This is a genomic window from Mucilaginibacter phyllosphaerae, from assembly GCF_004378255.1.
Classification (GTDB): Bacteria; Bacteroidota; Bacteroidia; order Sphingobacteriales; family Sphingobacteriaceae; genus Mucilaginibacter; species Mucilaginibacter phyllosphaerae.
The window spans coordinates 151,789-176,310 of record NZ_SNQG01000002.1; the positions used below are offsets into that span (position 1 = coordinate 151,789).

19 protein-coding genes and 1 tRNA gene are annotated in these 24,522 nt (G+C 43.3%); 7 read left to right on the forward strand and 13 right to left on the reverse strand.

The window, feature by feature from the left end; all coding sequences use genetic code 11:
- Positions 1-109 precede the first annotated feature (109 nt).
- Positions 110-1,006, forward strand: a complete 897-nt coding sequence (locus E2R65_RS05545; protein WP_134335506.1) for a helix-turn-helix domain-containing protein — start codon at positions 110-112, stop codon at positions 1,004-1,006.
- Positions 1,007-1,128: 122 nt separating this feature from the next.
- On the opposite strand, the gene E2R65_RS05550 is transcribed toward E2R65_RS05545, so the two are convergent.
- From E2R65_RS05550 to E2R65_RS05565, 4 genes are all read right to left on the reverse strand, one after another.
- Positions 1,129-1,395 carry a GIY-YIG nuclease family protein gene (locus E2R65_RS05550; protein ID WP_134335507.1) on the reverse strand — a complete coding sequence of 89 codons (267 nt, stop codon included), beginning with the start codon at positions 1,393-1,395 and terminating at the stop codon, positions 1,129-1,131.
- A 102-nt stretch (positions 1,396-1,497) separates the two neighbouring features.
- Complete coding sequence (locus E2R65_RS05555; RefSeq protein ID WP_134335507.1) at positions 1,498-1,764, reverse strand: GIY-YIG nuclease family protein; 267 nt, start codon at positions 1,762-1,764, stop codon at positions 1,498-1,500.
- A gap of 102 nt (positions 1,765-1,866) precedes the next feature.
- Positions 1,867-2,133 carry a GIY-YIG nuclease family protein gene (locus E2R65_RS05560; protein WP_134335508.1) on the reverse strand — a complete coding sequence of 89 codons (267 nt, stop codon included), beginning with the start codon at positions 2,131-2,133 and terminating at the stop codon, positions 1,867-1,869.
- Positions 2,134-2,179: 46 nt separating this feature from the next.
- Positions 2,180-2,253, reverse strand: a tRNA-Met gene (locus E2R65_RS05565).
- A gap of 372 nt (positions 2,254-2,625) precedes the next feature.
- Between E2R65_RS05565 and E2R65_RS05570 the strand changes: the two genes are divergently transcribed.
- The 3 genes from E2R65_RS05570 (at position 2,626) to E2R65_RS05580 (ending at position 5,832) form a co-directional block, all read left to right on the forward strand.
- Positions 2,626-3,006, forward strand: coding sequence for an START-like domain-containing protein (locus E2R65_RS05570; RefSeq protein ID WP_134335509.1), 381 nt, complete (start codon positions 2,626-2,628; stop codon positions 3,004-3,006).
- Positions 3,007-3,104: 98 nt separating this feature from the next.
- On the forward strand, positions 3,105-4,529 hold the full coding sequence (locus tag E2R65_RS05575; protein WP_134335510.1) for an LptF/LptG family permease: 1,425 nt from the start codon (positions 3,105-3,107) through the stop codon (positions 4,527-4,529).
- Positions 4,530-4,626: 97 nt separating this feature from the next.
- Positions 4,627-5,832, forward strand: coding sequence for a bifunctional 3,4-dihydroxy-2-butanone-4-phosphate synthase/GTP cyclohydrolase II (locus E2R65_RS05580; protein ID WP_134335511.1), 1,206 nt, complete (start codon positions 4,627-4,629; stop codon positions 5,830-5,832).
- Here the strand turns inward: E2R65_RS05580 and E2R65_RS05585 are convergent, their stop codons facing one another.
- On the reverse strand, positions 5,833-10,308 hold the full coding sequence (locus tag E2R65_RS05585) for a translocation/assembly module TamB domain-containing protein (protein ID WP_134335512.1): 4,476 nt from the start codon (positions 10,306-10,308) through the stop codon (positions 5,833-5,835).
- Between the two features lie 180 nt (positions 10,309-10,488).
- Between E2R65_RS05585 and tsaD the strand changes: the two genes are divergently transcribed.
- Together tsaD and E2R65_RS19595 are read left to right on the forward strand one after the other, a co-directional pair.
- Positions 10,489-11,505, forward strand: coding sequence for a tRNA (adenosine(37)-N6)-threonylcarbamoyltransferase complex transferase subunit TsaD (gene tsaD, locus E2R65_RS05590; protein WP_134335513.1), 1,017 nt, complete (start codon positions 10,489-10,491; stop codon positions 11,503-11,505).
- Positions 11,506-11,586: 81 nt separating this feature from the next.
- Positions 11,587-11,757, forward strand: coding sequence for a hypothetical protein (locus tag E2R65_RS19595; RefSeq protein ID WP_158285220.1), 171 nt, complete (start codon positions 11,587-11,589; stop codon positions 11,755-11,757).
- 91 nt (positions 11,758-11,848) lie between these two features.
- Here E2R65_RS19595 and recA read toward each other — a convergent pair whose 3' ends face one another.
- The 4 genes from recA to E2R65_RS05610 all read right to left on the reverse strand — a co-directional run bounded on the left by recA (position 11,849) and on the right by E2R65_RS05610 (position 15,012).
- Positions 11,849-12,856: a recombinase RecA gene (gene recA, locus E2R65_RS05595; protein WP_134335514.1), complete on the reverse strand. Its 1,008-nt coding sequence runs from the start codon at positions 12,854-12,856 to the stop codon at positions 11,849-11,851.
- A 147-nt stretch (positions 12,857-13,003) separates the two neighbouring features.
- Positions 13,004-13,765 carry an endonuclease III gene (gene nth, locus E2R65_RS05600; RefSeq protein ID WP_134335515.1) on the reverse strand — a complete coding sequence of 254 codons (762 nt, stop codon included), beginning with the start codon at positions 13,763-13,765 and terminating at the stop codon, positions 13,004-13,006.
- A 194-nt stretch (positions 13,766-13,959) separates the two neighbouring features.
- Entirely contained in the window at positions 13,960-14,160 is a 201-nt protein-coding gene (locus tag E2R65_RS05605) for a hypothetical protein (RefSeq protein ID WP_134335516.1), read from the reverse strand.
- Positions 14,161-14,427: 267 nt separating this feature from the next.
- The gene (locus E2R65_RS05610; protein ID WP_134335517.1) at positions 14,428-15,012 is read right to left on the reverse strand and encodes an RNA polymerase sigma factor; all 585 of its coding nucleotides are present in this window, start codon (positions 15,010-15,012) and stop codon (positions 14,428-14,430) included.
- Positions 15,013-15,414: 402 nt separating this feature from the next.
- Between E2R65_RS05610 and uvrA the strand changes: the two genes are divergently transcribed.
- A complete protein-coding gene (uvrA, locus tag E2R65_RS05615) occupies positions 15,415-18,330 on the forward strand; it encodes an excinuclease ABC subunit UvrA (protein WP_183500337.1) in 2,916 nt (971 codons plus the stop codon).
- 152 nt (positions 18,331-18,482) lie between these two features.
- On the opposite strand, the gene E2R65_RS05620 is transcribed toward uvrA, so the two are convergent.
- The 4 genes from E2R65_RS05620 to E2R65_RS05635 form a co-directional block, all read right to left on the reverse strand.
- On the reverse strand, positions 18,483-20,750 hold the full coding sequence (locus E2R65_RS05620; RefSeq protein WP_134335518.1) for an aconitate hydratase: 2,268 nt from the start codon (positions 20,748-20,750) through the stop codon (positions 18,483-18,485).
- Between the two features lie 124 nt (positions 20,751-20,874).
- Positions 20,875-22,563, reverse strand: coding sequence for an ATP-dependent nuclease (locus E2R65_RS05625; protein WP_134335519.1), 1,689 nt, complete (start codon positions 22,561-22,563; stop codon positions 20,875-20,877).
- A 45-nt stretch (positions 22,564-22,608) separates the two neighbouring features.
- Positions 22,609-23,718 carry a PQQ-dependent sugar dehydrogenase gene (locus E2R65_RS05630; RefSeq protein WP_134335520.1) on the reverse strand — a complete coding sequence of 370 codons (1,110 nt, stop codon included), beginning with the start codon at positions 23,716-23,718 and terminating at the stop codon, positions 22,609-22,611.
- Between the two features lie 102 nt (positions 23,719-23,820).
- Positions 23,821-24,468: a polysaccharide deacetylase family protein gene (locus E2R65_RS05635; protein WP_134335521.1), complete on the reverse strand. Its 648-nt coding sequence runs from the start codon at positions 24,466-24,468 to the stop codon at positions 23,821-23,823.
- Between the last annotated feature and the right edge of the window lie 54 nt (positions 24,469-24,522).

Here is a 24,522-nt window from a genome sequence, read left to right on the forward strand (position 1 = left end):
GATTGTGTTTATACAGGTTACGGTTTTATTTACCAGTTTTACTCATGCGGCAGTCAATTGTGCCTTATCATAAAATGGTTGCCTAAATTTGTACGGTAAAACCTTGATAATGGAAAGAGTAGACAGAATTGATACGGTAGCGCAGTATAACAGTTATGTAGGAGTTGATACCAAACATCCGCTGGTAAGCGTGGTTAACTTTAGCGAGGTATCCTCTATACATCACTTTCGGCAGTACATAGGCGTATATGCTGTTTTTTTAAAGGATGTAAAATGCGGTAATATTACCTACGGCTGCCAGCCCTATGATTATGAGGATGGTACGCTGGTATTTATATCGCCGGGGCAGGTGTATGGTATTGATAGTAACGGCCAGGCCATAAAGCCATCCGGCTATGCGCTGGTATTTCATCCGGACCTGATCAAGGGGACGCATTTAGGGAAGATCATTAAAGATTACACCTTTTTTACTTATGGTGTGCATGAAGCGCTACACCTATCTAAAAAGGAGCGAAAAACGATTGTTGACTGCCTGGAAAAAATAGCGGCAGAGATTGAGCAGAATATTGATAAGCACAGTAAAACGCTCATTGTATCCAATATCGAATTATTCCTGAATTATTGCATGCGGTTTTACGACAGGCAATTTATTACCCGCAACAACGTAAACAAAGACATACTGACACGCTTTGAAGAACTGCTGAACAACTACTTCGTTTCGGGCAGGGCCCAGGCTGATGGTTTACCGAGTGTAGCCTACTGCGCCGAGCAGTTGCATTTATCAGCTAATTACTTTGGCGACCTGATCAAAAAAGAGACAGGGAACACGGCATTGGAATACATCCAGTCGAAACTAATAAACGAAGCTAAGGGAAAGATGTTTGACACGGGTAAGTCTATCAACGAGATTTCCGGCGAATTAGGTTTTAAATACCAGCAGCATTTTACACGTTTATTTAAACAGAAGACGGGAATAACGCCGAATGAATACAGGAATTTGAATTGAGTTATTGGCGTTCGCTTCCCGGCTTTTAATTAAATTAGGAAGGCCCCGATATGGAGCCTTCTACTGTAGCGGGGAGCAGGATCGAACTGCCGTCCGTTAGCCAACGGATATGAATCCTACTACTAACCATCAATAGGCATTAATTTAGGCAAAATAGTTTGCCGGATAAAAGCTCTGCCGTTAGATGATTTTAATTGTTTTTCTCTTTTAAGAGCTACCGCTTTAGTGGTATGTTCTTCCGTGTAAGCGATGATCCAGGGCCGGTACTTTATTGTATGCCCTTTAGTAGCAAGTTGATTATGTGATAAGAACCGATTGTTTAGATCTGTAGTAAAGCCGATGTATATCTGGTTAAAGGATGGAGAATACAACACGTAAACGGTAAACATGCGCTGTAATTAAATTAGGAAGGCCCCAATATGGAGCCTTCTACTGTAGCGGGGAGCAGGATCGAACTGCCGTCCGTTAGCCAACGGATATGAATCCTACTACTAACCATCAATAGGCATTAATTTAGGCAAAATAGTTTGCCGGATAAAAGCTCTGCCGTTAGATGATTTTAATTGTTTTTCTCTTTTAAGAGCTACCGCTTTAGTGGTATGTTCTTCCGTGTAAGCGATGATCCAGGGCCGGTACTTTATTGTATGCCCTTTAGTAGCAAGTTGATTATGTGATAAGAACCGATTGTTTAGATCTGTAGTAAAGCCGATGTATATCTGGTTGAAGGATGGAGAATACAACACGTAAACGGTAAACATGCGCTGTAATTAAATTAGGAAGGCCCCGATATGGAGCCTTCTACTGTAGCGGGGAGCAGTATCGAACTGCCGTCCGTTAGCCAACGGATATGAATGCTACTGCTAACCATCAATAGGCATTAATTCCGGCAAAATAGTTTGCCGGATAAAGGCTCTGCCATTAGATGATTTTAATTGTTTTTCTCTTTTAAGAGCTACCGCTTTAGTGGTATGTTCTTCCGTGTAAGCGATGATCCAGGGCCGGTACTTTATCGTATGCCCCTTAGTAGCAAGTTGATTATGTGATAAGAACCGATTGTTTAGATCTGTAGTAAAGCCGATGTATATCTGGTTGAAGGATGGAGAATACAACACGTAAACGGTAAACATGCGCTGTAATTAAATTAGGAAGGCCCCGATATGGAGCCTTCTACTGTAGCGGGGAGCAGGATCGAACTGCCGACCTTAGGGTTATGAATCCTACGCTCTAACCATCTGAGCTACCCCGCCGGGTTTATTTTTCAGAATTTGCTTCTGAGTACATTTTTATATTTCGAACTGCCGTCCGTTAGCCAACGGATATGAATCCTACGCTCTAACCATCTGAGCTACCCCGCCGGGTTTATTTTTCAGAACTTGCTTCTGAGTACATTTTTATATTTCGAACTGCCGTCCGTTAGCCAACGGATATGAATCCAACGCTCTAACCATCTGAGCTACCCCGCCGAAAATTTATTTATATCTAAATTTTACTTTAGTTCTTTTTGACAGTCATACACGCAGTGCTTCCTGAAAAAGGTTTGCAAATATAGTAGAAATTCGCTTTCTTTAGAAAAAATGTTTAACTTTTACCCCTATAGTAATTTGTAACTACCGAGCCTTATGTCCGAAAAGAAGAAATTCAACATCGAGTACGAAATAAAATCGTCACCAAGAATATTATATACCTTTCTGAATGAGGCTAATGGCCTTACCCAGTGGTTTGCCGATGATGTAAGCGTGCGCGATCAGATCTATACTTTTACCTGGGATGATGAGAAGCAAAATGCAAAGTTAGTTACCCTGAAAGAGAATAAGCTGGTAAGGTTTAAATGGCTGGACGATGAGCCGCAATGCTATTTTGAGATGGAGATCATCCAGGATGAACTCACTAACGACGTAGCACTTAGCATTACCGATTTTGCAACGGAAGAAACCATTGCCGAGCGCAAGCAAATTTGGGATAACCAGATAGATTACCTGATAAGTACCCTGGGCGCATAATTTTTTATTTCCATACCTTTGCGATCCCTGAAACTGCAGGGCAATTAAACAATTATTTGCCGGGCAAAACGTTTCAGTCCCAGTACACTATTGCCCTGATGAAAAAAATACATCTGTTACTGCTTAAATCATTTATAAGGCCTTTTATAGTAACCTTACTTATAGTGATGTTTGTATTGCTGATGCTGTTTCTGTTTAAATACATCGACGATCTTATTGGCAAGGGTTTTCAGTGGTACATTATTCTGGAGCTGATGATGTACAACTCGGCCACTAATGTTGCTATGGCACTGCCGCTGTCTGTGCTGCTGTCATCCATTATGACCTACGGCGCCCTGGGCGAAAATTACGAGTTGGTGGCAATAAAATCTGCAGGGATCTCGCTGCGCCGCGCTATGTACCCGATGATAGTGGTAGTGGTGATATTGAGTATCGCCGCCTTTGCTTTCTCAGATTATATGCTGCCCGTTGCCAATCTTAAGTACTACTCTTTACTGTATGATGCCCGTAAGCAAAAGTCGGCCGATTTGCTGCCCGAAAATATTTTTACCAATCGTTTCCCCGGCTACACCATTCGTGTAAAGCGTAAAGACGCCGATGGGCAAACCCTGCATGATATCATGATCTACTCTAAAGGTAAGCTGGAAGTGAACCAGGTGGTTACCTTTGCCAAATCGGGCTTAATGTATCGTACTAAGGATGATCTTTTTTTGGTGCTTAAATTAAAAGACGGGGTAAGGTACGAAGAGGATGCCGCCAAAGAAGGGGGCTATAATCCAAGGCAAACATTCAGGCGTTTCCGGTTCAAAGAAACCGAGCAGAAGTTTGACCTGGGTGAATTTAAGATGAAGCGTACAGATGAGAATGAGTTCAGGAACGCATCTATGATGATGAACCTGCGGCAGTTGCAGCACTACATTGATTCTACAGGTAAAACGGTGGATAGTAATGCAAACTTTAATTACAAGCTGATAGTGCCTTATTTTAAATATACCTCGGTGCCAGAAAAGTCATCGGTTATTAAAAAACCTATTCCTGCAGATAGCATAAAGGCTACCAACATCAGCGACAAGATCAACTCGCTTAATAATGCATTGAGCGAGGTGCATCAGGTACAGGACCTGTTACGCGGCCGGGCCGATGTGCATAAGGAAACAACCAAAAGCATCCGGCGCTATATTATGGAGTATCAAAAGAAATTTACTTTAGGGGCCGCCTGTATCGTATTGTTTTTAATTGGCGCACCATTGGGGGCAATTATCCGTAAAGGTGGGCTGGGCCTGCCTGTAGTAGTGTCGGTAGTGTTTTTTCTGATCTATTACATCATCGGCACCATTGGCGAAAAATCTGCCAAAGAGGGCGATCTGTCGCCGCTTGTAGGGGCATGGATCTCAATTGCTGTACTATTCCCGATAGGCCTGTTTTTGAGTTACAAGGCCGCTACCGATTCTACCCTGTTTGATATGGAAATGTATAAGCGTTTCTTTAAACGCTTTAAACTGCGCAAAACCAAGCCTGCATAGTTTTACAAATTACCGACCTTATTCATCTAATTAACCTATAAATTTGCTGTATCATAAGGCTATCTGCAAAATAGCCCGGCTACAAACCAAACATAAAATGCTAAATACGATCCCCGAAGCCATAGAAGCTATAAAAGCAGGTAAAACCATTATTGTTGTTGATGACGAAGACCGCGAGAACGAGGGCGATTTTTTAACCGCTGCCCGTAACGCTACGCCCGAAACGATCAACTTTATGGTAAAATATGGCCGTGGTTTGGTTTGTGCGCCTATAACCAAACAGCGTGCGAACGAACTGGAACTGGAGCCGATGGTAAGCCGTAACACCACATCGCACGAAACTAATTTTACCGTATCGGTAGATTTGCTGGGGAACGGCTGTACAACAGGTATTTCGGCAACCGATCGTTCAAAAACTACGCTGGCTTTAATTGATCCGGCAACCAAACCGTCAGATCTGGGCCGCCCCGGGCATATATTCCCGCTGATTGCAAAGGATGGGGGCGTTTTACGCCGTTCCGGCCATACCGAAGCAGCTATCGATCTTTCTGTACTGGCCGGCTTTGAGCCCGCCGGTGTTATCTGCGAGATCATGAAAGAAGATGGCGATATGGCCCGCCTGCCAGAATTGCTGGTGATGGCTAAAGAGTTAGACCTGAAGATCATCTCTATCAAAGACCTGATCGCCTACCGTTTAAATACCGAATCGATGGTACGTAAAGAGGTATCTGTAAAGATGCCTACCGAGTGGGGCGATTTTGATATGATTGCTTATACCCAGCTGGATACCGGCGAAAACCACCTGGCACTTGTAAAAGGGGAGTGGGAACCAAACGAACCCGTGTTGGTGCGTGTGCACAGCTCATGTGTTACCGGCGATATATTTGGCTCTTGCCGCTGCGATTGCGGCCCGCAGCTGCATAAAGCGATGGAGATTATCAGCAAGGAGGGTAAGGGCGCTATTGTTTACATGAACCAGGAGGGCCGTGGTATAGGGCTTATTAACAAGCTGAAGGCATATCATTTGCAGGAGAGCGGGCTTGATACTGTAGAAGCCAATATAAAGCTGGGCTTTAACATGGATCAGCGCGATTATGGTATCGGTGCACAAATATTGCGCAGCCTGGGTATCTCTAAAATGCGCCTGTTAACCAATAATCCTAAAAAACGCGCCGGGCTCATTGGCTATGGTTTAGAGGTGGTTGAAAACCTGCCGATAGAAATTCCATCAAACCCCCACAACGAAGTTTACCTGCGTACCAAAAGGGATAAAATGGACCACGCCATCATGCGCGATCATTAATTAGTCGTCGCCCTCTGTATCCTCGTTGTTGTTATTATCGTCTGACGGTTTTGCCGGTGTTGGCGTATTGATATTGGTTGCCGGGATAGGTGCCGGTGCAACAGGTGCCCTGTCGCGGCGGCTCTGCCTGAAAATGTTTCTTATAAATTCGCCAAACGTATCAAAGTCGCGCTGGTAAACCAAACCAATACCGTTTACATATTGTATGCCCAACTGGTCGTTAATCGTATTCAGCGTGGTGCTGTTCAGCGCGCGGTACGAGTAGCGGGCCCTTAAGTTACCATCCTTGCGTATCAGGTACTGGATCTCAAAATCTTTTGTCAGCGTCCTGAAATCGGTATTTAGCAAGCTTTGGCGATTGTTAAATAAGTCGCTTGTGCCGCTGTTGGAGTATAAGCTACCGTTGATAACCAGCCTGTCATTCCAGAATTTTAAAGAAGCACTCGCATCGTTAAACGACCGTATATTTAAATCGAAGTACTTAATGTTTGATTGCGATATAAAACTGTTTAGTTTATTAAAGGCAAATTCGCTCACCGCTTCGCCGGCCGTGCCCAGTACCTGGTTGGTTAAATTACTGCCCGTGCCCGATGCAAAACTGCGGCGCACAATAATACTTAGCGCCTGCTGGCTGCGGTTATTATTATCTGCCAGGTAGGTGTTCAGGTCATCTTTTATAGATGGATCTACAGGGAAGTTAAAATTAAAATCGATGTTGGGTTGTAATAAAGATTTTGTCAGGATCAGCTCGGCCTGTACCAATACTTGTTTAGGCTGAGGTGCCTGCGAGCCTGCCGCTGTATATAACGGTGCAATATTGGTGCGCACCTCATATACGGCCTTTAAATTAATCTCGGCATTATTGGGGCTGCCCGTCCACTTAATGGTACCGCCCTGGTTCACCACAAAGTTTTTACTGATAAAATCTTTAGCGGTAAATTCAAACTTGCCGGATGTGATCAGGAAATCACCAAACATTTCAAAATCGCCCAGGCTATTAATATTAAGCTTTAGGTTGCGCGCCTGCCCGGTACCTTCTAAAACACCATAGTCGGTACTTATCCTAACGGTGGTGCTTTCGTCAATGGTTAGGTCAAAATTAAGCGTAACACCATTAAATGCCTTTGCCTTGTCAACCACTTTCATTGTGGTGTCGTTATGGTTAACCCAGCGTATAAAGTCATAATCTGCAGCAGTGGCCGATGTGTTCAGCGGGATATTAAATATGGTACCTGCCTCGGTAGATGCCTTGATATCTATCTTCATGTTATCAATAGGCCCGGTAAAGCTAAAGGTACCGCTGCCGTAGGCTGTACCATAGTAAAGGTGGTTGTCTTTAAAGGTGGTGTTAAGCGCCATCAGGTTTTTAGCCTCAAGCGAGATATTTAATGTTGGGTTTGATATGTTATTAAGGTCTACCGTGCCATTAGCTTCCCCGGTGCCGCCCCTAATGTCTTTCAAAATCATTTTATCTATCTTGATTACACTATTATTCACCGCCAGCTTATCATTCACCGTATAAGCCGTTTTAAGGTAATTAACCGTAATGCCGGTATTATCCAGAGAGAGTGAACCGTTCAATTCCGGCTTGGATGGCGACCCTGATAGTTTAAGATCGGCAGACACCGCACCCTTTATATTTGATACCAGTTCTTTAATGAACGGTTCAAAAATAATTGCTTCGGTATGGTCCATCTTCACATCAAAATCAAGCTTGTCGTCCGTTTCTTTGCCCAGCGTATAGATACCGGCAATGTTCATGGTTTCCGAGCCTTTATTGGTAATGTTAAGCTTAACATTTGCCTGGCCGCGCTCATTATCCAGGTTCGATACAATTTTTACATCGCCTACCAGGGTTTTATTCATCGTCAGCGAATCTATCCCCAGGTTGGCATCTACCCCCGGTTTTTTGATGATGGATGTAAGGGTAACATCGCCGTTTAATGAACCTTTAAGCAGCACCCCCGATGTTTTGGTTAACTGGTTAAGCGTAGCCATACTGAATTTTTCAAAGCTAACCTTCAGCTTGTCGGCAGGGCTGTCAGATATAAAACCGTTGATCCTTACTTTCTGGCTGCCGTTTGATAGCTCAAAACCCGATACCTGCGTTTTGCCATCAAGTAAGCGGATGCGTACCTGCTCGGTTATTTTCCAGTTTTCGCGCTCCAGCACCACATCAGATGGCAATATCTTTAGTTTAGCGGTAGTGTCCCGGCCAAACTCAACCAGGCCGTAAAGGTCTAACTGGTTGGCGGCATCCTTGTCAGATAATTTAACGTTGAAGTTCAGGCTGTCGTTCTTCAGGAAATTGGTGATGTTGATGTTTTTGATGTACAGGCTATCAGTAAGATCAACCCGGTTAAGCGACATGTTAAGCCCCAGCATATCGTCGCTGGTGCTTTCATCAATAATAAAATCATGAAAAACTATTTTGCCCAGTTTAATAGTTTTGATATATCCGTTTAGCGTAGCCGTTTTTGCCGCCGAATTAAATTTACCTATAAAAGTACCTTGTTCGGGTATCTTCAGGTCGGGCATAAAAATGGCCGTTAAGGGGTCGATATTTTTGATCGTGAAATTAAAATCAAAGTTTTGCGGTTTGGGCGGCGTAATATCTGTTTTTAATGATGGGATATACTTTTTGGCTATCGTTTTAAAATACGAAGGTAAAGTAGCCAGGTCATAACTGCCCTTAATGCTGCCGTCTGCCAGATCGGATTTTAGCGAGATCACCCGGGTATCTCCTTTACCGCTGGCGGTTAAGGCAACAGAATCTACCACATAATTATTCCGGGGGTTAAGCACCCTTATTTTGGTAAGCAAAATGCTGCCATCCAGGTTATCCAGGTTATTGCCCGAGAAGTTGGTATTAAGATCTGTACTGAAGGTAATGGTATCCTTTAATAATTTTAGCTGGCGCAACCTGGCGTTACTGATGTTACCGGTAAAATCATACACCGGCAGCTTGGGGTTAAGGTTAATACTGCCGGCTATATTCAGCTTTAAATTTTTATCATTAATGCTTACTTTACCTTTGGCAACCTTACTGATAAAGGTGCCGCTGGTTGCCAGGTTGCTGTAGTTATAACCTTTAAACTGCAGGTAGGCTATTTTAGCATCACCGCTTGCATTCAGGGTTTTAAGCTCGTCGCCGCGGCCGGTTACATTGGCAGATAGGGTGGTGCGGCCAATGGTGTTGTTGTCAATCAGTTCGCCCAGGTTAAAATTATTTGTGGTTATTTTGCCGCTGTAGCTTGGCATCCCCGCTTTATTTATCTTCAGGTTGATATCCGGGTCAAAACGGCCAAGTTTTGTTTTAAAAGTACCAAATGCAACAAAGTCATTCTGCACGCCGGTAAACCTGCCTGTAAAATTCACATGGCCAAATTTGCCTACAATGGCCGGCACTTTGGCGTTTGGTTTGCCGGTAAAATGCTGGTATAAATAATCAAGATCTTTTTTATTAGTGGCTATCTGGTCAAATTTTAGCTGCAAAAAGGTGTTCTCCCAATCGGGTAGGCCGGTTAGGTTAAAATCGCCCTTTATAAAGGTAGCCTGTGCGGCTGTAATGGTAACGCCTTTGGCTTTCAGGTTGTTTACCATGCCGCGCACGCGCCCGTCAATACCCAGTTCAAAGGTTGTTTTATCCAGGGCGCTGGTAAAGTAAGTAATATCTTTTGATGACAGGTGCGATGTTTTAAAATCGGCGTCCATGGTTACTTTGTTCTCAAAATCGTCAAAATCATCAAACGATTTAAACCTCATTTTAAAAAAGTTGCGCACGTTTGAATTTGCCGTTTGGATGTTGAGGTTCTGCAGCAATATCTGGTTGGTATCAACGGTAGCGTTGGTATTGAGGTTACGCACAAAAAAACCGCTTTTTTCGCGCAGGGTTAAACCGCCTATGCGGGCTTTAAACAGGTGGTTCTGCAGGTCCATGTTGCGTATCACCGTGCTAAAGTGACTAACATCCAAATTGTTAAAGTTTACGCCTTTAACCAGCTCGGTACGCAGATGGTTAATATACCTGAAACGGAAATTATTGAGGGCGATCTTTTCAAAGGTAAGCGTCCACGGTTTGGTTTTGGTTTTTGTGGTATCGCCCGAGTTAAAATAATCCAGTACAAACTGCAGGCTGGTGGTGCTGTCTTTTTGTTTTTTGAGGTAAAACGAACCGTTATCCAGCTGTATGGACGCAAAATCTATCTGCTTTTTTTTAATGCTGTTAAATACCGAAAAACCGTTAAGCTCTACAGCAAGCTTTGGGGTGCTTAACAGGGTGTCCTGCTGTTTATCCAGTATATACAGCCCCTCTAACACTACCGAAGAAAAGGGCTTGATGTACAGGCTTTTTATATCAACTTTGGTATGTAATTCTTTAGACAGGTACACGGTGGCTTTTTTTGCAGCCCACGTTTGTACCGGTTTGTACTGAAAAAGCAATAGCGTAATGCTTATCAGCAACAAAATTATCAATACGACGCTTAACGCTATTTTGAGTACTTTTTTAATAACTTTGTCTCTTTAATGAGTGACGTAGTGAATTATTGATTTAGCCCATTCTTTCCCCATCCCTATACAATTTAAAACAGGGATAGTTTGCCTTTTTAAATAAATCACTAATTCACCAAATCTGTAAATCAATAACCATACAACGTGCCGGTAATATTAGCAATCGAATCTTCCTGTGATGAAACCTCTGCATCTGTTTGTGTAGATGGCGAGATACTGAGCAATGTTATTGCTAATCAAACCATTCACGAAGCCTACGGAGGTGTTGTCCCTGAGCTTGCCTCAAGGGTTCATCAGCAAAATATTGTTCCTGCTGTGCAACAAGCACTATTAAACGCAAAAGTAAGCAAAAATGATATTGATGCGGTAGCTTTTACACGCGGACCGGGCCTTTTAGGGTCACTTTTAGTAGGCGTATCGTTTGCCAAAGCCTTTGCGCTGGCTAAAAACCTGCCGCTGATAGATATTAACCACATGCAGGCGCATATCCTGGCGCATTTTATTGCGGAGCGTAAGCCGTCTTTCCCGTTTTTGTGCCTTACCGTGTCTGGCGGGCATACGCAGATCGTTTTGGTGAAGGACTATTTTGATATGGAGGTTATAGGCCAAACGCTTGACGACGCTGCGGGCGAGGCAATGGATAAAACCAGCAAGATCCTCGGCCTGCCTTATCCCGGCGGGCCACTGATAGACAAGCATGCCCGTACGGGTAACCCCGATGCCTATAAATTCCCCGAGCCGCAGATCCCGGGTTTTGATTTTAGCTTTAGCGGGGTTAAAACGGCTATCCTGTATTTCATCAGGGATAACGTAGCAGCCAACCCTAATTTTATTCAGGAAAATCTGGGTGATATTTGTGCATCGGTAGAAAAGCGCATCGCAACCATATTGCTGAATAAACTAAAACGTGCTGCCGAGGCCTACAACATTAAAGATATTGCACTGGCCGGCGGCGTATCGGCCAATACCGGCTTACGCGAAGGGTTAACCAATTTGGGAGCAGCAAATGGCTGGAATGTTTTTATACCCAAGTTTGAATACTGTACCGATAATGCGGCCATGATAGCCATTGCCGCTTACTATAAATATTTAAAAGGCGAATTTGCCGGGCAGGAGATAGCCCCGCTGGCCAGAATGCCGATTAGCCCCCTAACCCCCTAAAGGGGAAACGGATACGGTTGATCAATTAATTACACTTTAGAAAAATTCTATTCCCCCTTCAGGGGGTTAGGGGGTTAAACTATGAACATTCCTTCACTTATATTTTGGGCGTTTTTTGTACTGCCGCTGGTAGCTTTTTTAATTTGGCTAATGCGCCAGGATAAGCGTAAAGGTGTAACCGGGCTTATTGTATTGGCTATTACCGTAATTGGCTGTATTGCCTATATGTACTGGAAAACCGGCGGTAAATAAAAAGCCTCCCAAAAAAAGGAGGCTTTAATATTGAAATGGCTTAATATCTAAATCGATAAAAAACAAAAGTTTAAGCAGTTGAACGCTGTATTTAAGCTTCTGCCAAACTTTCGCCGGTTACGGTTGCTTTGATCTTGGCTTCCAGTTCTTCCATCAGTTCCGGATTATCCAAAATCAGTTGCTTAACGGCATCACGGCCCTGTCCCAGGCGGGTTTCGCCGTAGCTAAACCATGACCCTGCTTTTTTGATGATGTTGTATTCCACACCCAGATCAATGATTTCGCCTGCTTTAGAGATACCCTCGCCAAACATAATATCAAATTCGGCAATGCGGAACGGAGGGGCAACCTTGTTTTTAACAATTTTTACCTTAACGCGGTTACCGGATACTTCGTCGGTATCTTTAATTTGTGATATGCGGCGTACATCCAAACGTACCGAAGCGTAGAATTTTAAGGCGTTACCACCGGTAGTGGTTTCGGGGTTACCAAACATCACACCTATTTTATCGCGCAGCTGGTTAATAAAAATACAGCAGCAGCCGGTTTTGCTGATGGTACCGGTTAACTTACGTAATGCCTGCGACATTAAGCGGGCATGCAAACCCATTTTAGAATCACCCATTTCGCCTTCTATCTCGGCCTTTGGCACCAGGGCCGCAACCGAGTCGATAACCAAAATATCGATAGCTCCCGAGCGGATCAGGTTATCGGCGATCTCTAAGGCTTGCTCACCGTTATCCGGCTGCGAGATCAAAAGATTCTCTACATCTACGCCTAATTTTTTAGCATAAAAACGATCGAACGCGTGCTCGGCGTCGATGAAGGCAGCAATGCCACCTTTTTTTTGGGATTCGGCTATGGCATGTATCGCTAAGGTTGTTTTACCTGAAGATTCGGGGCCATAGATCTCTATCACCCTGCCTTTTGGTAAACCGCCCACACCCAAAGCGATATCAAGGCCCAAAGAACCGGTTGATATGGTTTCGGTAGCCTCAATAGCGGTATCACCCATTTTCATGATGGTGCCCTTACCGTATGATTTTTCCAGCTTATCTAACGTAAGCTGTAATGCCTTTAATTTATCTGCGTTGCTCATCTTAAATTATTGTGAAACAAATATAAAATACTTTTTATTAAATTACTAATATTTTTAGTAATTAATTTATTAATCCCGTTATTGCGAGCGATAGCATGGCAATGACGCAAAGGATTGATGTAAACTTACTTAACCCGCCACTATCAATCAAATATCTTTATCAACACTGCGTTTAGCCAGTTCTTTACTAATGGCATTCAGGCTTTTCCGCTTTTTAGCTTCTTTAACCTTGCGTATTTTTGCTGCCTCGGCTTTTAGCAAGGCAGTTTCGGTATTGTGCTGGGCGTAGTATTTGCAAAACCAGGTAAGCGGGCAAATTTCGCATTTAGGTGTACGGGCCACGCATATATAACGGCCATGCAGTATCAGCCAGTGGTGTGCAATGGCCAGCGTGTTTTGCGGCAAATGCTCTACCAGTTGTTTTTCTACAGCAAGCGGGGTGGTGGCGCGGATGGTTAAGCCTATGCGGTTAGCTACCCGGAAAACGTGCGTATCTACCGCAATGGCAGGCGCATCAAAAACCACAGATGCAATAACATTGGCGGTTTTGCGGCCAACGCCGGGCAGCTTTTGTAATTCGTTGATATCAGAGGGTACTTCGCCGTTAAAATATCCTATCAGCATTTTACCCATGCCGGCCAGGTGTTTAGCCTTATTATTAGGGTAGCTAACACTGCGGATGTAAGGGAAGATCTCGTCTGCATCTGCAGCGGCTAAGGCCTGTGCATCCGGGAAGCGTTTAAAAAGGGCGGGTGTAACCTGGTTGATGCGTTTATCGGTACATTGGGCCGATAGTATTACCGCTACTAAAAGTTCATAAGAATTGCTGTAATGCAGCTCTGTTTCGGCTTCGGGTTGATTTTTAGAAAAGTATTCAACAAAATGGCGGTAGCGTTCGGCTTTGAGCATCGTTTGTTCATTAGTTCATGGGGACATTTGTTTATTGGGCTTACCAAAGCATAAACAAATCAAGGTGTAAAAGTATAAAATCCTGCGCAGCAACTAATGAACATCATATAAAATAGAAAGGTTCATAAACCGGGCGCAGCGGATAATGATCCAACCGGGCTGATTTATGAACCAGTGTTTTGGCGTTGTACTACTTAGCGCCGGCTCTTTGAATAATCGAGGATGTAGTGGATCGTCTGCAGTTTTGGTTTCTTTTTTAGAAGATCCAAATCAGCGCGGATAGAGTGATAAAATATCACATCATCAGCCTCCAGATTTTCATTTACTACCTCTGATTGTTTCACCTGAGCTTTGTTAGTAACCGCATTAAAAATTGAAGTAAAGGTTTCACCCATAAGCTGTTGTTTGTTTAATTATAAAAGTAACGAGAAATATTTATTAATATTTTACAAAGATGAAATTTTAATGAAATTTTTTTCGGGGGTTAATATTGGCTTAATACAGCCGCTTTTAATTAACAATATTAACTCATTCGGTTAAAAATTTTCATCATAAAATCGAAATTTAAACGATAGCATGGCATTTGATATTGTGGCTGCCAAATAAAAAAAGCCGCCCCTTGCGGGGGCGGCTTGCAATATTGTTGTTACGCGTATAAAAGTTTAATTTTTTAAGCTCATTTCTTTGTTCTGCATCATTTTGCGCAGGTTATTCAGCGCATAGCGCATGCGGCCCAGGGCGGTATTGATGCTTACATCGGTAACATCGGCAATTTCTTTAAAGCTCATATCGCCGAAGTGGCGCATTATCAAAACCTCTTTTTGCTCAGACGGTAAAAGCTGGATCAGCGATTTCAGGTCCTTATGCGTTTGCTCGCGCACCAGCCGGTCTTCGGCGCTTTCGTCGTAATTGCCCAGTACCTCAAAAATATCAAAGTCGTCGCCATTACTTACCATCGGCGCGCGTTTTTCACGGCGAAAATGGTCGATAACCAGGTTATGCCCTATACGGGTTACCCAGGGCAAAAACTTGCCTTCTTCGTTATACTTACCTGCTTTTAGCGTATTGATAACTTTAATAAACGTATCCTGAAAAATATCCTCGGCAAGGGCTTCGTCCTTAACCAGCAAATAAATAGAAGTGTAAATTTTGGTTTGATACCGCCTGATGAGCTCAACAAGCCCGGCCTCGTCGCCGGCGATGTAAAGATGGATTAGATCCTGATCACTTTTCAATTGAAAATCCATAGAAAACTACTAATAAACTAAATTAATTTTTTTTTCGTTATTAAAAGTAGAGTTATATCTATAGCGTTTCTTTTTAGGGTTAAGAAAAATGTTACCCTCAAATATAATAATCTTAAAAAATAAAAACAAATATTTTTTAAACGGGTATGGTATGTTTTCTTAAAAGCGATGTGTCACTACAATGCAAACTCTTTTATCTGTAACTAATTAAGCCCCACAATTACCAAAACCTATTTGGATTAAGCTAAATATTTTAGGATTTTTGCATTTCCAAAAAGTTCATGATTAATAGATCATCGTTCGTTGCAAAACTATTGGTTAGACTACAGGTTTTCTTTTAGGTTTAACCGGCAATGCAAACTTCTGCCATGATCTGTGAACCATCAACTATGAACTGAAATTATGATCAAAGAAGCAGAAAAAGATCCGCAAAAAAATATCATTATAAAAGGGGCAAGGGTACACAACCTTAAAAATATGGATGTGGCCATTCCTAAGAACAAGCTGGTGGTGGTAACCGGCATGTCGGGTTCCGGCAAGTCGTCGCTGGCGTTTGATACGCTTTATGCCGAAGGGCAGCGCCGGTATGTAGAGAGCCTTTCTTCCTACGCACGCCAGTTTCTGGGCCGTATGAATAAGCCCGATGTAGATTATATAAAGGGTATAGCCCCTGCTATTGCTATTGAGCAAAAGGTAATTACCAGCAACCCGCGCTCAACGGTGGGTACCTCTACCGAGATCTACGATTACCTTAAACTGCTTTTTTCGCGCATAGGTAAAACCATTTCGCCTGTATCCGGCGGTATCGTAAAAAGGGATAGCGTTACCGATGTGATCAATTTTATTACCACCCTGGCAGATGATACACAGGTTACCATACTTTGCCCGCTGCACCCGCATAACAACCGTACCATTAAAGAGGAGTTGGCTGTTTTAATGCAAAAGGGTTTTGTAAGGGTGGAGTACGACGGGCAGATCTCGCGCATTGAGGCTTTACTGGAAGATGAAACCATTGATAATGCATCTATAGAAACCGGCAAAAAAGCAAAAGGCAAAAAAGCGGATAAGGCCGGCCATGAGCCTACCACCAGTGTTGACCCGCATGTGCGCATTGTAATTGACCGTGTAACCAAGAACGAGGAAGAAGAAACCATCAGCCGTTTGGCAGATAGTATCCAAACCGCATTTTTTGAAGGCAAAGGTGATTGCTATGTGCGGTACAACGAACCTGAAGAGGCCTCACCTAAATCCTATCCAAAGGAGAGGACTTCTGAAAACGGAGAAGTGGAGCGTTTCTTTTGCGACCGTTTTGAACTGGACGGCATTCGTTTTGAAGAGCCTACCGCAAACTTTTTTAGTTTTAACAACCCTTATGGCGCCTGCAAAAAATGTGAGGGCTACGGTAAGGTTATCGGCATAGATGCCGACCTGGTTATCCCCGATAAAAGTAAAAGCATTTATGAAGGTGCTATTGCCCCGTGGCGCGGCGAAAAAATGCGCGAATGGAACGATGTTTTGGTGAAAAACTCGTTAAAGTTTGATTTTCCTATCCATCGCCAGTATAACCAGCTTACCGATAAAGAGCAGCATTTACTGTGGACGGGTAATCAATACTTCCGTGGGTTAGATGCCTTCTTTAAAGAAATGGAAGAGCAGACCTACAAAATACAGTACCGTGTGCTGCTTTCCCGTTATCGTGGTAAAACTACCTGCCCGGAATGTAAGGGTAGCCGCTTGCGTAAAGATGCTACTTATGTTAAAATAGAAGGCAGATCAATTACCGATGTAGTATTGATGCCTTTAGATACCGCGCTGGACTTTTTTAGCCAGATACAATTAAACGAAACTGACCTTAAGATAGGTAAACGCCTGTTGCTGGAAATAAACAATCGCCTAAGCTTTTTAAACGATGTGGGGTTAAGCTATTTAACGCTTAACCGTTTATCCAATACCTTATCGGGCGGCGAATCGCAGCGTATTAACCTGGCTACTTCTTTGGGCAGTAGTTTAGTAGGATCTATTTATGTGCTGGATGAGCCCAGTATAGGCCTGCACCCGCGCGACACGCAGCGGTTAATAACCGTTTTAAAATCCCTGCGCGATGTAGGGAATACCGTTTTGGTGGTTGAGCATGAAGAAGAGATCATGAAAGCGGCCGACCATATCATCGATATTGGCCCCGAGGCCGGTACCCATGGCGGCAACCTGATATTTACCGGTACTTATGACCAGATCATTGTAGATGATAATAGCCTTACCGGCAAATACCTGAGCGGCCGCGAAGAGATCGCTATCCCCAAAAGCCGCCGTAAGTGGAGCGATTTTATCGAGATTAAAGGTGCTCGCGAAAATAACCTTCAAAATGCCGATGCCAAGTTTCCGTTAGGTGTGCTTACCGTGGTAACAGGGGTATCCGGCTCGGGTAAAACCAGTTTGGTTAAACGCATTTTTGCACCGGCGCTGCAAAAAACCCTGGGTAATTATAACGGCGACCAAAGCGGATCTTTTGATAGCATTGAGGGCGACTACAACAAAATAGAACAGGTAGAAATTGTTGACCAAAACCCCATAGGCCGTTCATCGCGCTCTAACCCGGTTACCTATGTAAAGGCCTGGGACGAGATCCGTAACCTGTATGCAGCCTTGCCTGCTGCCAAAGCTGCCGGGCTAAAGCCGTCGGCATTCTCTTTTAACGTAGAGGGCGGCCGCTGCGATGTTTGCCAGGGCGAAGGTGAGGTGAAGATAGAAATGCAATTTATGGCAGATATCTTCCTGACTTGTGAGGCTTGTAACGGCAAACGTTTTAAACAGCATATTTTAGACCTCACCTATAACGACAAGAACGTTTCTGAGGTATTGGAAATGACGATAGACGAAGGCCTGGAGTTTTTTGCTAAAGAACCAAAGATCCTGGCCAAAATAAAGCCTTTGGTTGATGTGGGCCTGGGTTATGTGCAGTTGGGGCAGTCGTCAAACACCCTGTCGGGCGGCGAGGCACAGCGTATTAAGCTGGCATCTTTCCTGGTAAAGGGTAACAACACGCATAAAACGCTCTTTATATTTGATGAACCTACAACAGGTTTGCACTTTGCCGATATTAAAAAGCTGTTAAAATCATTTGATGCGCTGTTAGAGCACGGCAATACTATCATCGTGATAGAGCACAATATGGACGTGATAAAATGTGCCGACTGGGTGATAGACATTGGCCCCGAAGGCGGTGACCGCGGCGGTAAAGTGGTTTTTGAAGGCCTGCCCGAAGATTTGATAAAGATAAAGGATAGCTATACCGGCAAGTTTTTGAAAGAAAGGTTTTAGTGGGAGATTAGTTACGAGATTTAAGGCGACGAGTTTACTTGTCGCCTTTGTTGTGTAACCATGTCATACCACAGGTTACACGCTAAAATAGCGCCACAAAAAAAGCCTCCCCATTCGGGAAGGCTTTATAAAATTTACTTTGGATTTTTAGCTTAGTTAACCATTTGCCTGCGGATGATGTTTAGTGCACCGCCTGCTTTAAACCACTCAATTTGCTGCGCATTATAAGTATGGTTTACCGGGAACGATTCTGTTGAACCATCTTTGTGGTGTAACACTACGGTTAACTGTTTGCCGGGGGCAAAGGTGGTTAAGCCGGTAATGTCTATCGTATCGTCCTCCTGGATCTTTTCGTAATCGTTAGGGTCTGCAAAGGTGATACCCAGCATACCTTGTTTCTTCAGATTGGTTTCGTGGATACGGGCAAATGATTTTACCAGTATGGCACGTACGCCTAAGTGGCGTGGCTCCATCGCCGCGTGCTCGCGTGATGAACCTTCACCATAGTTCTCGTCACCAACAACGATAGAACCAATGCCATGGGCCTTATAATCACGCTGTGTGGCCGGAACCGGGCCGTATTCGCCTGTCAATTCATTTTTAACGCTGTCAGCCGTGTTGTTAAAGTAGTTAATGGCACCTATCAGCATATTGTTTGATATGTTATCCAGGTGGCCACGGAATTTTAACCACGGGCCTGCCATCGAAATATGGTCGGTAGTACATTTACCACGGGCTTTAATTAACAATTTAAGGCCGGTAATATCTGTGCCTTCCCAGGGGGTAAACGGCTCCAGTAATTGTAAACGCGATGAAGTTGGGCTCACCAAAACCTGTACCTGGCTGCCATCTTCGGCAGGTGCCTGGTAACCGGCATCTTCAACAGCGTAACCGTTCAACGGCATTTCTATACCCTGCGGCTCATCAAATTTAACCTGTTCGCCATTTTTGTTGGTTAAGGTATCTGTAAGCGGGTTAAAGGTAAGGTCGCCGGCAATAGCAAACGCAGTAACAATCTCCGGAGAGGCCACAAAAGCATGTGTATTAGGGTTACCATCCTGGCGTTTAGCAAAGTTACGGTTAAACGATGTAATGATAGAGTTTTTGCGTGTAGGGTCATCTGTATGACGTGCCCACTGGCCAATACATGGGCCGCAAGCGTTAGCCAGTACTACACCGCCCATTGCGGCAAAAGTATTCAGGTAACCGTCGCGGTCTACCGTGTAACGTACCTGTTCAGAACCCGGGGTGATGGTAAATTCAGCCTTGGTTTCTAAACCTTTATCAATAGCCTGTTTGGCAATAGATGCCGAACGGGTAATATCTTCGTAAGACGAGTTGGTGCAGGATCCTATCAAACCAACCTCTAATTTCTCCGGCCAGTTGTTTTCTTTAACAGCTTGTGCAAATTTAGATATCGGCCACGCCAGATCCGGTGTGAAAGGGCCGTTAACGTGCGGCTCCAGTTCTGATAAATTGATCTCGATAACCTGGTCGAAATACTCGGTAGGGTTAGCGTAAACTTCCTCATCGCCGGTTAAATGCGCTGCAATGGCATCGGCCATATCTGCAATTTCTTCGCGTTTGGTACCTCTCAGATAAATGGCCGCTTTTTCGTCGTAACCGAAGATAGAAGTGGTTGCACCAATTTCGGCACCCATATTACAAATGGTTGCTTTACCGGTGGCCGACATAGAGCGTGCGCCCTCGCCAAAATATTCTACAATAAAACCGGTACCACCTTTTACGGTAAGGATGCCGGCAACACGCAAAATAACATCTTTAGCCGATGTCCATCCGGATAGTTTACCGGTTAATTTAACCCCCAGCAGTTTAGGGAATTTTAGCTCCCATGGTAAACCTGCCATCACATCGCAGGCATCGGCACCGCCAACGCCAATGGCAACCATACCCAAACCACCTGCGTTAGGTGTGTGGCTATCGGTACCTATCATCATACCACCGGGGAAAGCGTAGTTTTCTAACACTACCTGGTGGATGATACCTGCACCGGCTTTCCAGAAACCGATACCGTATTTATCAGATACAGAGGAAAGGAAATCGTAAACTTCGCGGTTAATATCAACCGCCGTATTTAAGTCGGCAACGGCGCCTACTTTTGCTTGTATCAGGTGGTCGCAATGTACGGTAGATGGTACGGCAACCTGCGGGCGGCCCGCCTGCATAAATTGTAACAATGCCATTTGCGCGGTTGCATCCTGCATCGCCACGCGGTCTGGTGCAAAGTCAACGTAGTCGGTACCACGTTCAAAAGCTTTTTTAGCATCGCCTTCTGTAAGGTGAGCGTATAATATTTTTTCGGTTAATGTTAGAGATTTACCGGTCGCTTTGCGGGCAGCATCCACACGGGTGCTGTAGCGATCATAAACCTTTTTGATCATATCTAAATCAAAAGCCATAATGTTTGATTTTTTTAGTGGTAAAAAGAATCGACAAAACCGTTTCCGGCTGTCAGCCGCGAATTTACAAAATATAAACTTTATTCACAGTCAGCCCTTTGTACAATTGTTATTTGGATATGTTCTAAATAACAATCTTCTGCAATAGTTTATTACTAACAAAATCTCGGGCAGATTGTAAATCGGGGCTATTTATTAAATCTTTTTCTAAAACCTTGTTTACCCATTTGGGTCCATGTAACGCGAAACTTTTATCAAATGCTTCAATTTCTCCTATATCCAGAATGAAAATCCCCTTGCTTTCTAATTGCGCATTTATCTCGTTATAGGCTCTGGTCGCCTCTCCTGAAGGAATAAACGATTTGCCATTTAATTTAGCCTCAGACCAAGGAGAAGCTTTTTTTAGTTCATCTTTCATCCTTTTCAAATCAGTATCCGATATCACATTTCCGTCTATTGATGATATGATTTTGTTAATAGATTCTTTTAAATCATCTTTTTGTAATTCAGGCTTCTTCTTATCAATTGAATTTTTGACAATTCTAAAATCCTTTTCTATGTCAGCCCAAGTCCCGCCAAAGCCCTCATACATAAATCTAATAGGATTTTCATTATTAAACAAATCAAAATCTCCAATTACTTTAAGTGGTACATTTAATTTATTTAGAGCATTGATAACAATTGGGAATCTGTGTTTACCTCCACACTGCACAAATAATATATCAGGAACAGGATTATCATTAACTTCAGATATTGCAGTAAGTATTGCTGAAAAGAATCTGCAGTCAGAATCGCTTTCACAAACTATTACTTCAGAATGAAAAAGGCCATCCAAAATATTTGAATGTCGAAGTAATGAATCACTCCAAATATTTTTGATTTCATCATTTTTTAAGAGTGAGAAAGAATTAACATATTCATTTCGCTGAATGCGAATAATATTTAATCTGTCACCAGCGTAGTCTAACAAGCCCTTTAAGAAATGCTCACTATGTGTGGCAATAAAAAATTGTTTATTAAAGTCTAGTTCTTTAGAAATCATTTGACCAAGCAGTTTTGCTTGTGGTGGATGTAAAAAAGCTTCCGGCTCGTCTACTATATTTATTGACATATCGCGTGCATATAAATTTAGAAAGACGTTAGTGAAGCTTTTCATTCCATCACCTTGTAGATGTAATAGATCAAGTTTAGAAAGCTCATCTAAATATTTTTCGGAGACTCGATCATTAATTGAATCATAAGCCGGAGCTTTTCCAACATGTAGAGGAACAATATTTCCCGCTCCACGATTAACGATTATATCTTTGTTAAAAGCTTTTCTAAAATAACTTGTAAATTTTGTTTCTAAACTATCTTTTAGTTGTATGATATGAATTGGATGTGATGGTGGTTGCGTTAATCTATTAATATTATCTGGGGGAGAAATCCCTGTAAGCCTTTGATCAGTTGATAACTCTTGAACAAAGAATCCTTTCGCATCAGCAAGTGTTTTATTGAATTTTGAAAATGTGTATTTAAAGTCACTTTTTCTGGTAAATGTGTTAATAGTTGAATAACTTACTCCGTCAGCTGTTAGAAACTGTTGTAAATACTGCTCTACACTGACTAAATCAAATGGGATTGATAAAGAGATGCTTTTTACAACTTTCTTATTAGCTTCATTACTATTTTGTAACAGTTGGCTTATTTCTTTTAATACGGCACTTTTTCCTGCATTGTTGGGACCAACAAAAACTGTAATTGAGCCATCCTTTAATTGAAGTGTATAATCATTATTAAAAGTAATACAGTTAATCCATAAATGTGGCTTCATGGCATAAAGATAATATTTGAACCATCATTTAGCATATTTAAATACCTACTTCCCGCTCACCTCTATCAGCCTGTCATTACTCCCGTTGCTGGTTATGATGTAAACCTTGCCTGCGGGTGAAATGGCTACATCCCGCATGCGGCCGTATTTGCCTTTATAAAACGTATGCACAGCTTCTACAGCGGTACCTGCGGTATTAAGTTTCAGCTGCAAAAGTTCGCTGTCTTTTAATACGGCTAACAGTAACGATCCTTTCCACTGTGGGATAGCATCCTTGTTATAATAATCGATGCCCGATGGTGCGATGGTTGGCGTCCAGATCTGTATGGGTTCGGCTACATCATTTACCGAGCAAAAAGCTTTCTCGGCATCGGTATTGCACAGCCCCTCTACGTTGGGCCAGCCAAAGTTGCGGCCTTTCTGGATAATGTTTACCTCATCATCGGTACTGTTGCCATGCTCCGAACTGTAAAGGCGGTCGCCAACAAAAACAAGGCCTTGCGGGTTGCGGTGCCCGTAGCTCCATACCGGGCTGCCGGCGGTAGGGTTATCTGCCGGGATACTGCCATCCAGGTTGATCCGCTGAATTTTACCTGCCGGGTTATTTTTATCCTGTGCGCGTGATGCTGCCGCCGCATCGCCGCTGGTAATAAATAGTTTTTTATCCGGCGAGATAGCCAGCCGCGTACCATTATGGATATTAGCTGCGGGGATATTATCTATCAATACAACGGGATTAATTAACGTACCGCCGCTGTAGGTGAATTTTACGATCTTTTTGGTGTAAGTGCCATTCTTATCATAATTGTAGGCTACAAAAACTTCGGGTGTTGTTGTAAAATCGGGATGCAGCACCATGCCCAGTAAACCGCCCTCGCCGCGTGATACCACATCGCTTAAAGTTGCAATTACAGTGATAGCACCGGTTGCAGGGTCTACATTGCTGATCTTGCCGCCACGCTCGGTTATCCACAGTTTATTATCAGGCCCCCACAAAACTTCCCAGGGCAGGGTAAGTTTGTCGGTCACAACTTTATCGGTAAGGCCGGCAGTGCTGCCGGGGGCGGTTGGCGTACCTGTGCCGGGCGAATTTTTTTTACATGCCCCCAACAACAAAGTACCCGCCAAAGCAGCTGTCCATAGCCATGTTTTCATAATGGGTTTAATTAGTGGATCAATAGAACAGCAACAAGAATATACACAAATTGTTGCAAATGGCCTTATCCGCCCTTAAACTGCTTTGGTTTCCGTTTTAATTTATACCCCCGGCGCTGTAAACTGCGCCGCATCCAGCGCTTTAAAAGTATAGCCTGCTTTGCTAAAATGCGCAAGCATCAGGGGCAGTACATACTCCAGTTTATGAAAAGCCTTCACGCTATCATGAAACAATACGATAGACCCATCCTGCAAATTTTTTAAAACGTTGTTCAGCGCCTCGTGCCGGTTAAGGGCAAAATCAAAATCACCGCTAAGTACATCCCACATAATTATCTGCAGATCGGGGCGGGCTTGTTTTAATAGTTTAACTTGCTGCCGTTTAATGCGCCCGTAGGGCGGGCGAAAAAGCGGGGTGTTCAGCATCTTATCGGTTTGTAAAAAATTTTCCAGGTAGGTATGGTCGTCCGTATCCCAGCCTTTAAGGTGATTATAAGTGTGGTTACCTATAGCATGGCCTGCCTTTTTTACGTCGGCAAATACATCCGGATGCTTACGCACATTATCGCCAATGCAAAAGAAGGTGGCTTTGGCATTGTACTTTTTTAAAATATTTAACACAAAGGGTGTAACAATGGGTATAGGCCCGTCGTCAAAAGTCAAATAAATACACCGGGTACCGGGTTTAGCATCCCAAATTAATTGGGGGTATAGCTTTTTAAGCCACCAGGGAGTTTTTACCAGATACATGATGCGCGAAAGTTTATGTGCTTATATTTAACCAAACAAAAAGAGCTTGCAAAG